Origin of the sequence: Bacillus smithii, from assembly GCF_001050115.1 — a bacterium.
In the GTDB taxonomy this organism is placed as follows: Bacteria; Bacillota; Bacilli; order Bacillales; family DSM-4216; genus Bacillus_O; species Bacillus_O smithii.
Genome location: NZ_CP012024.1, coordinates 1,550,819 through 1,563,963 on the forward strand (window position 1 = coordinate 1,550,819; position 13,145 = coordinate 1,563,963).

12 protein-coding genes are annotated in these 13,145 nt (G+C 37.4%); 11 read left to right on the forward strand and 1 reads right to left on the reverse strand.

Annotated features, from left to right (window positions below):
- The first annotated feature begins 137 nt into the window (after nt 1–137).
- The 10 genes from BSM4216_RS07325 (at nt 138) to BSM4216_RS07370 (ending at nt 9,519) form a co-directional block, all read left to right on the forward strand.
- The gene (locus BSM4216_RS07325) at nt 138–617 is read left to right on the forward strand and encodes an alpha/beta hydrolase (RefSeq protein WP_244878052.1); all 480 of its coding nucleotides are present in this window, start codon (nt 138–140) and stop codon (nt 615–617) included.
- A 263-nt stretch (nt 618–880) separates the two neighbouring features.
- A complete protein-coding gene (locus BSM4216_RS07330; protein WP_048623274.1) occupies nt 881–1,699 on the forward strand; it encodes an alpha/beta fold hydrolase in 819 nt (272 codons plus the stop codon).
- A 578-nt stretch (nt 1,700–2,277) separates the two neighbouring features.
- A complete protein-coding gene (locus BSM4216_RS07335) occupies nt 2,278–2,697 on the forward strand; it encodes an SRPBCC family protein (RefSeq protein ID WP_048623275.1) in 420 nt (139 codons plus the stop codon).
- Nucleotide 2,698: 1 nt separating this feature from the next.
- The gene (locus tag BSM4216_RS07340; RefSeq protein ID WP_048623276.1) at nt 2,699–3,076 is read left to right on the forward strand and encodes an ArsR/SmtB family transcription factor; all 378 of its coding nucleotides are present in this window, start codon (nt 2,699–2,701) and stop codon (nt 3,074–3,076) included.
- 1,007 nt (nt 3,077–4,083) lie between these two features.
- Nucleotides 4,084–4,728 carry a methyl-accepting chemotaxis protein gene (locus BSM4216_RS07345; RefSeq protein ID WP_371836629.1) on the forward strand — a complete coding sequence of 215 codons (645 nt, stop codon included), beginning with the start codon at nt 4,084–4,086 and terminating at the stop codon, nt 4,726–4,728.
- Nucleotides 4,706–5,911, forward strand: coding sequence for a phenylacetate--CoA ligase family protein (locus BSM4216_RS07350; RefSeq protein WP_048623278.1), 1,206 nt, complete (start codon nt 4,706–4,708; stop codon nt 5,909–5,911). The genes BSM4216_RS07345 and BSM4216_RS07350 overlap by 23 nt, the downstream gene beginning before the upstream one ends.
- A 378-nt stretch (nt 5,912–6,289) precedes the next feature.
- Nucleotides 6,290–6,964: a class I SAM-dependent DNA methyltransferase gene (locus BSM4216_RS07355; protein ID WP_048623279.1), complete on the forward strand. Its 675-nt coding sequence runs from the start codon at nt 6,290–6,292 to the stop codon at nt 6,962–6,964.
- Nucleotides 6,936–7,406 carry an S-ribosylhomocysteine lyase gene (locus BSM4216_RS07360; protein ID WP_048623280.1) on the forward strand — a complete coding sequence of 157 codons (471 nt, stop codon included), beginning with the start codon at nt 6,936–6,938 and terminating at the stop codon, nt 7,404–7,406. The genes BSM4216_RS07355 and BSM4216_RS07360 overlap by 29 nt, the downstream gene beginning before the upstream one ends.
- 15 nt (nt 7,407–7,421) lie before the next feature.
- Complete coding sequence (locus tag BSM4216_RS07365; RefSeq protein WP_048623281.1) at nt 7,422–8,351, forward strand: PLP-dependent cysteine synthase family protein; 930 nt, start codon at nt 7,422–7,424, stop codon at nt 8,349–8,351.
- Between the two features lie 37 nt (nt 8,352–8,388).
- Entirely contained in the window at nt 8,389–9,519 is a 1,131-nt protein-coding gene (locus tag BSM4216_RS07370; protein WP_048623282.1) for a bifunctional cystathionine gamma-lyase/homocysteine desulfhydrase, read from the forward strand.
- Between the two features lie 269 nt (nt 9,520–9,788).
- Here the strand turns inward: BSM4216_RS07370 and BSM4216_RS07375 are convergent, their stop codons facing one another.
- The gene (locus tag BSM4216_RS07375; protein WP_048622499.1) at nt 9,789–10,904 is read right to left on the reverse strand and encodes an IS4 family transposase; all 1,116 of its coding nucleotides are present in this window, start codon (nt 10,902–10,904) and stop codon (nt 9,789–9,791) included.
- A 731-nt stretch (nt 10,905–11,635) separates the two neighbouring features.
- Here BSM4216_RS07375 and BSM4216_RS07380 point away from each other — a divergent pair.
- Complete coding sequence (locus BSM4216_RS07380) at nt 11,636–13,144, forward strand: sugar ABC transporter ATP-binding protein (protein WP_048623283.1); 1,509 nt, start codon at nt 11,636–11,638, stop codon at nt 13,142–13,144.
- Nucleotide 13,145: the final 1 nt, after the last annotated feature.

Sequence of the window (13,145 nt, forward strand, 5' to 3'; positions counted from 1 at the left end):
TCTTGTTTCCTGATGATTGCGATTCCCTTGAAAAAACGCAAAGAATTCCGTCGACAACACTTTTGTTTCTGTTTCCACGACTGACATCCATATGCGATTATTCTTTTAATCTATTCCATTGTAGGAGGTAAATTTGAATGAGCAGCACCTATGTCTATAAAACGCTTCTCCCTTCTGTCATAGAGGATGGAAAGAAATATCCAGTTGTTTTTGCACTGCACGGTATAGGATATAACGAACAGCACATGCTCGCGGTAGTGGAAGAACTAAAAGAAGAATTTATTTTGATAGGCATTCGGGGCGATCTCCCTTATGAAGAAGGATATGCTTACTATTATTTAAAAGAATACGGAAATCCAGAACGTAAGTTATTCGATGATAGTATAGACAAACTTAAAGAGTTTATTGAATATACGTTCCAACAGTATCCAATAGATTCTGACAGAGTCTATTTTATCGGTTTCAGTCAAGGAGCTATTCTAAGCATGACTCTTGCGTTGGCACTGGGGGATACTGTGAAAGGAATGGTCGCCATGAACGGATATATACCATCCTTTGTAAAGGAAGAATATCCAATAAAATCTATCTCTCATTTATCCGTGTTTCTAACCCAATGAGAATCGGATTCTATCTTTCCATTACAAGTGGGGCAAGAAAACTATGATTATTTGCGTAAACATGCAGGATCTGTAAAATATACAATTTATCCGTCTGGACACGAAATTACACAAGACATCCAGCGAGATGCAGTGGCATGGCTGCGTTACGATTGTTTCAATGCCCGTCGAAATCACAAATCCAGCAGCATTGCCTCAAATGATCGTTGAATTTTTATCTATTTGAAGATTTCATCGACTAACGAAATGGAGGAAATTCTATTATGATGGATAAGGGAAAATATGTGGACGTTCAAGGAATTCAAACTCATTATCACGAAGAAGGAAAGGGAGAACCGCTTCTTCTTATACATGGCTCTGGCCCCGGGGTCTCTGCTTGGGCGAATTGGCGGTTAGTATTTCCTATTCTGTCCCGGCATTATCATTTATACGCTCCTGATGTCGTGGGATTCGGATACACAGAAAGGCCAGAAAATATTCAATATTCTGTGGATTTGTGGGTCGAACACATGATTGCTTTTATCGAAACGATGAATCTTCGCAACGTGTCGATTATCGGTAATTCCATGGGCGGTGCTTTAGCGCTGCATGTTGCCAATCGACGTCCCGATCTTGTCAAAAAAATCATTTTGATGGGGAGCACCGGCATTGAATTTCCGATCACGGCAGAATTGGATGCCGTGTGGGGTTATACGCCAAGCATAGAAAACATGAAAAAGCTCATTTCGATCTTTTCCAATGATCAAAGCATGGCAGAAAATGATAATTTAGTAAAAATGCGCTATGAATCCAGTATAGAACCTGGGTTCCAAGAAGCGTTCTCTGCTATGTTTCCGGCACCTCGGCAAAGACATGTGAATGCTTTAGCCCTTACGGAAAACCAATTAAGTAAAATAGAAATTCCGATTTTACTGATTCACGGAAGAGAAGATCGGGTCATCCCATTAGAAAAGACAAACTGGAAATTATCCCAAATTATTCCGAATGCGGAACTCCATGTTTTTCCCAATTGCGGACATTGGGTGCAAATCGAGAAAACCGAACCTTTTATAGGTCAGGTGATAGAATTTTTAAAAAAATAAGCGGATTTCAATTTGATTTGCCATAGGAGAATCAATGAGCCTATTATCAGTGAAGGAACAGGATAAGATGAAAACCTTTACAATAATAAACAAAAATACAAATATAAGAAATGGATTTTTCACCCCCTGATGAACAGGGGTTTTTACGGATGAAACGATTTTGTATGCAATTTTTGACAAAGAAACAGACATCCAAAGTGAATGAAATTATCATGGAAAGGCTGGCAAACAGTTTATTTTGAATATTGACATGAAACCAAATGGTTTCATATAATATAAAACGAAACCATTTGGTTTCATAATAAAAAGGAGTGATTGAATAAAAGAATAGTCATTTAGAAAGCAACGTTTATAAGAAGGACAAGTCTTCGTTTCTCTATTGATAAGTTCAGCTCAAAAAAAGGATGAAAGAATATTGAAACGAGGGCAACTGAAATAAGGATAAGGATTCTTTTATTGAAAAAGAATAGTAACTGAGTATTGTGCTGAGATGGTTGGCCGCAAAGTAGTCAATAAAGAGATGTAGTCTGCAAAGATAATGCTACTACATACAGAAAATTTTTTGGGAGGGTATAGCATTGACAACGGAAAAAAATATTTCTGACATTCGTCATACTTATGTATTTAACGCACCGATTCAAAAAGTTTGGGAGGCTGTCTCGACTTCGGAAGGTCTTGCTGCATGGTTTATGCCAAATGATTTTCAGCCTATAGTAGGCCATGAATTTCACTTACATGCAGGCCCTTATGGCATGTCTCCTTGTAAAGTGGTAGAAATAGATCCGCCTCATCGTCTGTCCTTCCGTTGGGGGAAAGACTGGACCCTTACATTCGAATTAAAAGAGCTTGACGGCAAGACGGAGTTTACGCTCATCCATTCTGGTTGGGACGCAAACAAAGTGACGGAATTCGGAGAATCTCATACGGTCGTACGCGATCGGATGGATCAGGGATGGTCTCGACTTAAAAAATCTCTTGGAGCGTACGTCGAAGCTTAAAATGGCCGCTTTATCATCGAAACATGACGTCTTTCAAGCCATCGCTGATCCTACTCGTCGCAAGTTGTTAAAATTGCTGGCTGAAAAGGAGATGCCTGTTACCGTAATAAGTGGACATTTTCCAATAAGTCGGACAGCTGTTTCTAAACATTTGCGCATTTTGGCAGATGCAGGTCTTGTCAAAGAGAGAAAAGTTGGGCGAGAGACGCGCTATCGACTGGAACCTGCACCACTGCTTGAATTGAAACAGTGGCTGACCTTTTATGAACGATTTTGGGAAAATAAAATGGCAATGCTTCAACATTACGTTGAAAACGGCGAGGCAAGTGATTTGAAACTTGTTGAATCCAAACATGATGGAGAAGAATTTAAAGAGTAGAAAAAATAGAAATCATGAAATGAACGTTTGATCAAAAAATGGAAGGCTGACTTAAACATTGCTTTAGCGATGTTGAGTCAGCCTTCTTTGCATTTAGTGGATGGGACTGTACATTTATGAGGTTTTTTAATTTCATTTGATAGCGCGAAATTCCTTATTCAATCATTTTTTGTTGCTTAGAGGACTCCTTTCACTTTTATTTTGGTGAGCCTCATAGAATATATCATTGAATTTCCATAAAAGCAGAAATTTTGTAAAAAAGATATTTTACCTATAAAAATAACATACTTTTGTACGATAATATAATTGTAAATTAATAATGAGAATAGATTGATAATCATAGAGGATGGGATAAAGGACTTAATAGTTTTGGGGTACTTTCATCCCTGTTTTTTACAACTAGTATGAATCAAAAATTGGGTAGATGAATGCTAAAGTGATCAGACGTAAAATAATGCGTCACATCAAAACAGAAAGGAAGTAGCTATTAAATGAATATAAAGGTTAAGGTGATTGGGCTATTATGTGCATCCTTTTTCTTGCCTACAATTTTTTTATTGCTTTATTTCGCCGATCATTCTTTCGATTGGCTAATCGGATTCGCAATTTTAATTTCTTTTATTTTTATTCTGATTTCAATTGTTTTCGTGAATCGAAATATTCCGATTGAATCTCATTCAATTCATGATGAAAATCGAGATACACCCGCCGAAAATAATGAACAGATCGTTTTCATCAAAAGCATTGAGCAAGATGTGAAAGAATTAATGGATTCTTTGCAGACAATCAGTAGTGAATTTGATCATTTTTCCAAAATGTCTTCGGATATTTTGGAAGGCGCTATGATTCAGTCTAAAAATGTAGAAAAAAGTACCGAAGCTATGATGGATATTTCATCCGGAATTCAACAAATTGCTTCCAATGCGGAGAACGTATCCAATACATCAACGGCAACCTTGCAAACTGTTGCAGAGGGATCTAGGGCTATTGATACGGTCATTGGTCAAATGAGATCGATTCATCAAAAAGTAGAAAATCTTTCAAATGTTATTACCGATTTGTCTAAGTTTTCTAGGGAGATCGGAAATATCGTCAAAACGATTACGGATATTTCAAGTCAAACGAACTTATTAGCGTTAAACGCGGCAATTGAAGCAGCACGTGCTGGAGAGCATGGAAAAGGATTTGCTGTAGTGGCAGATGAAGTAAGAAAATTATCTGAACAGGCGGCTTCTTCAACGAGTCAAATTAGTGAAATTGTTTCAACAATCCAAGAAAATATTTCAAAATCTGTGGAATATATGAACGAAGGAAAAGAAGAAGTGACAAATGGGATGCGTATCGTTAATGACGCCAAACACGCTTTTGAAGTGATTCAATCAGATATAAACGATGTTTCACAACAAATTACAGAAGTATCGGCCGCTGTTCAAGAACTTTCAGCTGGCTCTGAAGAAATAAGAAAAATTACTGATTTCACCAGAAAAGTTCAAAATGGTGGTGTCAAAAAAATCAATAATATGAAAGAACTTTTGGAAGAGTTTATAACATCAGCCAAAATGAGCCTTTCAACCGCTCAACGCTTGTATCAAAAAATAAATCATTCAAATGAAAAGGGGGATATAGACGATGAAACATCAACTATTCATTGAGGCGGCCATGCGATCCAAGCTTTATCAAAACAAGTTAAAAAATATCAATCTTGAAGATTGGAATAGCATTCCTTTTACAACGAAAGAGGATCTTAGAAAGGCGGATACATATGATGTACTAGGTGTTCCACTACATCAAGTGGCTACTTATCATGAGACGAGCGGAACAACGGGTACTCCTACTCCAAGTTGGTACAGCCATAAAGATCACGAACATGGAGCCCAAGTCGTTCTTCGATCTGCTCTAAAAATAAATGATCAGGATATCGTTTTAAATCGGTTTCCTTTTGCGTTGGCCATCCCTTCATTTATTGTATATGATGCGTGTCAAAATGCCGGGGCCGTTCATATTGGCGTCGATAAAGCAAGCATGGTTACTCCTGATCGGCGTGTGATCGAAATTATACAACGAACTCATCCTACTGTTTTAACCATGCTTCCATCCGAAGCTGAAAAATTGTACCATGTCGGTATGCAAATGGGGGTTCATTTTCCGACTCAAGGTTTAAGGGCATTACTTTTAGCAGGTGAACTTGTTTCTCCGGCAAGAAAAAAATACATTGAAAACATGTGGGGTGTTCCGGTTCACATGTTGTTTGGTAGTACGGAGACAGGCGGACTGTTTATGACATGTGAAAATGGACATTATCATCTTGACAATACGAATGTATTAATTGAAGTAGTAGATGATTCAGGAATCCCTGTTGAAATTGGGAAGACAGGTAATTGTGTGATTTCTTCATCAAGAGAAGGGATGCCGCTGCTTAGATATTTTAATCAAGATATCATCCAATTAATGGATGGAGCACATTGCGATTGTAAAAAAACGGAACCGATCATGATCCACTATGGTCGAAAAGAAGATGTTATCGAATATCAAAACAAGTCTGTCAACTTTTATGAACTGCAAGAGGCTGTTTATACACTTAGTAGGGTCCCATTTATGTGGAAAATGAAAACTTCAAGGAATCGAGTACAATTTTTATGTCAGTTCATTGAACCAATTGGAGAAGCTATCTTATCGGCTATTCAACATGAATTATGTGAAAAATTGGGATTTGAAGTGGATATTCAACCAACAGAGATCATTCCCCTTAAAAAATTGACGGATAAACCTGCTTATGGGAAATATGCCTACATAGAACGTGAATGTGCCGATGAACATGAATTACTTATAAAATAGAAGAAAGGTTACAGGGGGATAAGCAAATAGATTTATTTGAGTATTCACTTTTTTAAATCAGTTTTTTTATTCGAACGCAATACTTCATTTGAGGTGTTGCGCTTTCTTTTTTGTCTAGAAATTTCGGTGGGGAAAACTTTATTGGATTTCTATAATAATATTATGTAAACAAATTTTAACCATCCCATTATTGATTAAAAAAGGAGTTTAAATCGGTAATCGCAAATCCTTTCTTTCAGCATATTTATAAAACAATACGAAATCCTGTATGAGTCTAATATTGGAAGAAAATAAACCAATATGTATTCATTGCGATTTGAAGTGGGAAGTGTTAACATGTTATTCGGATTTATTTTATAGGATATGGAGGAATTGGGATTGGGCAGAGAATTTAATGAGCTATTTGACGAATGGTCCCATTCTTATGATCAAACAGTGTCTGGTCAAGATGCTGAATATGTAGAAGTATTTTCTAAATATGATGAGATTCTTTCAACAGTTGCTGACAAAGCGAAAGGTATTGTTGTAGAATTTGGAGTTGGGACAGGAAATTTAACGACTAAATTGGTTCAAAAAGGTTTGCATGTAATTGGAATCGAACCATCTTCCAATATGAGGAAAATCGCTCGAAATAAGCTTCCAAATGTAAAAATTATAGATGGTGATTTCCTTGATTTTGATGTTACAGAGAAAATCGATACTTTTGTGAGCACGTATGCTTTCCACCACTTAACGGATGTTGAAAAAAGAAAAGCGATTGCCAAATTCAGACAAAGATTAAATCCGCTTGGCCGTGTTGTATTTGCTGATACCGTTTTTGCCACAGATGAGGATAAGCAAGAAATGATACAGGAATCTTATAAAAAAGGTTTCAATCGTCTTGCTGAAGATTTGCAGCGTGAATATTATACGACCATTCCTGTACTTACGAATTTATTTGAGGAAAATGGTTTTAACGTTTCATTTACGCAATTAAATCGCTTTGTGTGGCTAATGGATGCAAAATTAAAAGGAGATGATAAACATGACGGAACAAAAGAAAATGAACGTTGAAAGTTTTAATTTAGATCATACAAAAGTGAAAGCCCCTTATGTTCGTTTGGCAGGTATTAAAGAGGGGATTCATGGAGATGTCATTCGCAAATACGATATTCGTTTTTGCCAACCGAACAAAGAACACATGGATATGCCAGGACTTCATTCTTTGGAACATATGATGGCAGAATTCAGCCGCAACTATTCTGATAAAATAGTCGATATAAGTCCGATGGGATGCCAAACGGGTTTTTATTTTACTGTTATCAATCATGATGACTATGATGAAGTTCTTGATATCATTGAAAAAACACTTAAAGATGTTTTAAAAGCAACAGAAGTTCCGGCTTGCAATGAAGTTCAATGCGGCTGGGCAGCAAGCCATTCATTAGAAGGGGCAAAAGAAATTGCAAGAAAAATGTTAGCGAAACGTGATGAATGGAAACAAGTTTTTGCCTAAAATGGGGAATGAAAAATGAAATTCGCAAAAAATGTGTTTGAACTTATTGGGAATACACCGTTAGTTGAAATCACTTCTTATCCCTTGTCTGAAGGTGTACGCCTGTTTGCCAAACTTGAATATCTCAATCCAGGCGGAAGTGTAAAAGATCGTCTCGGGCAATATTTGTTGAAGCGTGCGTTCCATGAAGGTAAACTAAAAAAAGGTTGGACCATTATTGAACCGACTGCTGGAAACACTGGAATTGGTCTCGCTCTTGCAGCTATTCAATTTGGTGTACAAGCAATATTTGTCGTACCTGAGAAATTCAGTATAGAAAAGCAAACATTGATGAAAGCTCTCGGAGCAAAAGTTATCAATACGCCTACGTCTCTTGGAATGGAAGGGGCAATTGAGAAAGCAAAAGAATTGTTGGAAACAACGCCTAATTCTTTTTATCCGGGACAGTTTCAAAATTTTTCCAACCCTGATACGTATTATGAAAGCCTCGGTCCAGAAATATACGATGCTTTAGATGGCCATGTTGATGTGTTTGTTGCGGGCGCCGGTTCAGGCGGCACTTTTATGGGAACGGCTCGTTACTTAAAAGAAAAAAATCCTCAAATAAAAACGGTGATTGTAGAGCCGGAGGGCTCGATACTAAATGGGGGAGAACCCGGAAGCCATCGTACAGAAGGAATCGGCATGGAATTTCTCCCGCCGTTTATCGATAAAAAGTACTTCGATGCCATTCATACAATTCCTGATGAGGACGCCTTTTTCCGTTTGGCCGAAGTAGCTCGGAAAGAAGGATTACTTGTAGGAAGCTCTTCAGGTGCAGCGCTTGAAGCCAGTCTGAAAGAAGCGGAAATAGCGAAACCAGGGACCAATATTGTCACCATTTTTCCAGACAGCAGTGAGCGTTATTTAAGTAGTGGAATTTATTCATTTTCAAACAATGAATAAAAGATTTTCATTTATTTTCTTTTAAAGGAGTTTTAACATGCGTAAGAAAACAAAATTTATTCACGGTGGTATTAGTCGTGATCCGTATACTGGTGCGGTTTCGACGCCTATTTATCAAGTGAGCACATACAAACAAGATGGAGTAGGTAATTTTAAATATGAATACTCCAGAACGGGAAACCCGACTCGTGAAGCGTTGGAAAAATTAATTGCCGATATTGAAGAAGGAACGCATGGATTTGCGTTCAGTTCTGGAATGGCGGCCATTACCGCAGCCATTCAATTATTTTCCGCCGGCGACCATGTCATTGCTACAGATGATGTGTACGGTGGAACGTTCCGCGTCATGACGAAAGTGTTAAATCGTTTCAACATCGATGTTACTTTTGTGGATACAAGTAATCTGGATGCAGTGAAAGAAGCGATTCAACCGAATACGAAAGCGATTTATGTAGAAACGCCAACCAATCCGCTTTTGAAAATCACCGATTTGAAAGCTATTAGTAAAATTGCGAAAGAACATCAATTAACGTTTATCGTAGACAATACATTCAGCACTCCTTATTGGCAAAATCCATTGACACTTGGGGCTGATATCGTCGTTCACAGCGCAACCAAATATCTTGGAGGACATAGTGATGTCGTAGCCGGTCTTATTGTTGTAAAAGATGAAAAACTGGCAGAAGATATTCATTTTATTCAGAATTCAACAGGTGGAATTCTTGGACCACAAGACAGCTGGCTTCTTATGCGCGGCATCAAAACATTAGGTGTCCGCATGGAGGAAATCGAACAGAACACCAAAAGAATCGTGGAATTTTTACAAAACCATCCACAAGTTGAAAAAGTGTACTATCCGGGTCTTGAAACCCATCCAGGACACGAAATTCACCGTTCACAATCAGCCGGATTTGGCGGAATGATTTCCTTTACTGTAGAATCTCAAGAAAAAGCGCTGGATGTATTGAAAAAGACACGCTACTTTACGTTGGCTGAAAGTCTTGGGGCAGTGGAAAGTTTAATTTCGATTCCTTCACTAATGACGCATGCCTCGATTCCACGCGAACGTCGTCTTGAACTAGGCATTGAAGATGGATTGATCCGCATTTCTGTCGGAATTGAAGATATTGAGGATTTACTTGAAGATCTAGAATCCGCATTACGATAAAGGTCTATGAGTTCCGTTAAAAATAGAGGTTAAAATATCCCTTGCTTATTGGCAAGGGATATTTTCTTTCAAACGATTTTTTAGTGTTTTTTCCAAATGGGAAATTTCGAATTCAGTTAAAATCATTAGCATTGCATAAATATAGTTAGAATTTTCTGTTAATTATTTTTTGTGAATTTGTGCCAAAAAGACAAAACCTAAAGAAAGGTGGCACTGCCCATTTGGTAAATATATACAGTTAAACCAGAGCGACAACGACAAAAGGGAGATTATGGACTGGCTCGCCCATCAAATTTTCGCAACCAAACATAAGCTGGTTTCCACAGAGCTCTCTTTAACCAACGAGTAATTCGAAGTAGGGATTTCTTACTTTTCATCTCCAATTGAATGAGAACATGTAAGCAATACGTGATCAGGGCTAAGAAAATTTGATTTTGAATAGCTGTTTCACTCATTCCATAAAAGTGCTTAATTTCTACGTGTTGCTTGAGCCATTTGAAAAAGAGTTCAATAGCCCAGCGAGATCGGTAAATATCACTTATCTCTTCTGGTTTTAAATCAAATCGGTTGGTGATGAAACGAAGTAAGTTCCCTTTTGTGTCCATAACTTCTAGTAGACGAAAGACATTTTCAGTACGATTTTGTGTGGTACCAATGTAGACCATTTTATCGGATAGAACGTGACAATCATCAGGAAGTGAAAATGTATAGACTTCACGAATGACTGCGTTTTTCTTCAGTCTTGAAACGAAGAAATAGCCATCATCTGTCATCCGATCAAAACGTTCATAGTCCACATAACCGCGGTCAAACACATACATGGCTTCTTGATCATCCACTAGGACTTCGAGTTGATTTCGGTCATGTTCTTTTGCTGTCGTAATCACTGCTTTTTCAGGATAGACGGTGTCTTTATCCATGAAAACGAGCCGTAAGTGTAGCTTTACACCAGCTTTTGTTTTCCGGAATTTTGCCCATTTATAATGGGTCAAGTTCAACGGGAGTGTACTTGAATCAATGATTTTCAGTGGCATATTCTTTCCGTTTTTATAATGGTACCGTTGAATTTTCCAAACAAGATCCAAGAACAAATTTGCAAGAATTAGTGGGTGGATCTGATTGTTTTTTCGGGATAGCTGAGAGGCACTTATCGATTCAAATCCGAGTGCTTTTTGAAGATCTTCGTCTACAAGTGCATCACTCATTTCCTCTAAGCTCTTAAATTCGAGCAGCTGGGCTACCAATAAAAGTTTAATATAAGCTTCTGTTGTCAGCTTTTTTGTGTAATAGTCCTGTTTCAATTCTTTGACTTGTTCGCTAAGTTTTTGAATATTTATGGGTGAAACCCATTTACCAAATGATAAAATTAGTGTATTCTTGTCCATAATGGTTATCCTTTACGATTGGATTTGGGCAGGAACCACCTGTACTTCCATTGTAAAGGATTTTTTTGTTTCGAAATCAATAAAAAATTGAACATTCTTAGTATTTTGAATCATCAGATTTAATTACTGCAATGCTAGTGAGTTAAAATGAAAGTCGACACATGTAAAACAATAAAATGGTTCTATGAAAAATGTTAAGGTCACATAACGAAAAGAGAAAGCGTTTACCCTGAGCTGATGAAGGGATTAAAAAAGATTGAAAACATCCACAAAAGGATGACGATCTTGTTCCATAGTTGGTTTTATGAGAAATTTCACTTTGAATACGTATTGACAAAACGACTATTTTATTTTGAAAGCTCAACCAAGCAGAATCAATGATCATTAGCTGCTGATTTCGCTTTTTGCTCTGACACTTATGATGAAAAATGGGTTAAAGACGATTAGGATTTAATTAGGCGGCCGTGACAGCATTTTTAGTGGGAAAAAGCCTATTTTAATTCTAATTATTTTTTCAAATGGTTAGCTAATTAGAAAAAGTTATAAAAAACATTATGAAATCATTCTGACGTTTAACTTAAGGAGTCTTTTCATACTAAATGAATTACCGGACTAAAAATTCAAAATTTTTTGATAAATTTATTGCAAGTTTATCGAAAGTTGGTATAATCATTTTAGAGAAAGCGCTTTCCTTTTGGTTTTAAGGAGTAAAAATAGAAAGGGGGACATATATGGCTGCACATACAGGGTGCTTGCTTGAAATGAAAGGGATTAAGAAAAGCTTTCATCAAAACCAAGTGCTAAAAGGAATCGACTTAGATGTAAAAGCCGGAGAAGTCCATGTTTTGCTTGGTGAAAACGGTGCAGGAAAATCAACTCTCATCAAAATTTTAACAGGGGCTTATCAAAAGGACGCGGGCGAGATTTATTGGGAAGGAAGCATTGTTCATCTAGATCAACCTGTAGATGCGATGAAGTTAGGGATTGCTACTATTTATCAAGAACTAAATGTAATTCCTGAATTAAAAGTATATGAAAATATTTTTCTTGGAAGAGAATTAAAGCGCGGAGGAAAAATATCCTTGCTTCATCATCGAGCGATGCGAAAAGAAGCTGAGCGTTGTTTGGAGATACTGGGTCAGAATCCAAAGCTTGCTAATGAGCAATTAGGGAAACTGGGCATTGGGCAGCAGCAGTTAGTTGAAATTGCCAAAGCCATTGCATTAGAAGCGAAATTAATTATTATGGATGAACCCACATCCAGCTTGAGCGCCCAAGAAGTGGAACAATTATATAAAGTTGTTGAAGAGCTTAAGAAAAAAGGAATTGCTATTATTTTTATTTCCCATCGTTTAGAAGAAATAAAATACCTTGGAGATCGGATTACCATTCTTCGAGATGGATTCAAAATTAAAACATTACCGGTAAAAACGACTGAACCCGACTACTGGATTGAATTGATGGTTGGACGTACATTGGATGAAAAATTTCCAAAGCATTCCTTTGCTCTTGGTAAAGAAGGATTTCGAGTTGAAAATTTTGTAGTAAAAGGTGCGAAAGAACCGGTTAATTTTTCTGTTCGATATGGAGAAATTGTAGGCATTTCCGGTCTTGTAGGGGCAGGACGCACAGAATTAGCTAGAGCCATTTTCGGAGTTGATTCCCATAAAGGAGGGAAAGTCTATATTGATGGCAAAGAAGTGCGAATAAAATCTCCAAGGGATGCTATTAAAGCAGGAATTGCTTTTATTACAGAGGATCGCAAAAGTGAAGGTCTTCTGTTAGATCAACCACTCGATTTTAATATAGGTATAGCTAATATGGATAAATTCAAAAGGGGCATCGGGTTGCTGGATTTAAAAGCATTGCGTAAAGAAGCATTAAATTACGTAAAAGAATTAAAAATTCGTCCGGATAATATCGAACTGCATTCACGGAACTTAAGTGGGGGAAACCAACAAAAGGTCGTAATAGCTAAATGGCTGTGTACACGTGCAAAGGTCTTTATTTTCGATGAACCGACAAGAGGAATTGATGTTGGGGCTAAGGTTGAAGTATACCGATTAATGAACCAATTGATAGCAAATGGTTCTATCGTACTGATGATATCTTCAGACCTTCCTGAAATTCTAGGTATGTGTGACCGGGTATTAGTGATGAATGAAGGGAAATTAACTGCAAATTTGCCGATTCATGAAGCTTCACAAGACAAAATAATGAAAGCGGCTACAGGGGGATGAG